Source organism: Bacillus pretiosus, assembly GCF_051294775.1.
GTDB classification, from domain to species: domain Bacteria; phylum Bacillota; class Bacilli; order Bacillales; family Bacillaceae_G; genus Bacillus_A; species Bacillus_A wiedmannii.
In genome coordinates this window covers 1-283 of sequence record NZ_JBPPHF010000558.1, presented here as the reverse complement: position 1 = coordinate 283, position 283 = coordinate 1, and the positions used below count along the sequence as shown (strand labels likewise).

Annotated in this window: 1 pseudogene; it reads left to right on the top strand. The window is 29.0% G+C overall.

Features of this window, described 5'->3' with window-relative positions:
- Positions 1 to 35: 35 nt before the first annotated feature.
- A pseudogene (locus ACSG5Z_RS32150) lies at positions 36 to 283 on the top strand (ABC transporter permease); the annotation flags it as partial.

Here is a 283-nt window from a genome sequence, read left to right as displayed (position 1 = left end):
GCAGTACATGAGTTGTTTAGGGAGGTTTTTGTGAAATGAATCAACTTTTTCTCTATTTATATAAGTGCAATAGGAAAAAAATGGCTGTCTTTTATTCCGGTTTTATTATTATTTCTTTACTTCTTTTATTTAGTACGATAGGACTCTCAAGGGTACTACCTCCGTTTATAAAGGATTTAATATTAGTCATATTCCTGATAATAATTGGTATAGCTGCATTTTTACTTCTCTTAATAGCGCTGCCTTCTTTCAATAAAATATTAATAAATTCTATGATTCGTTA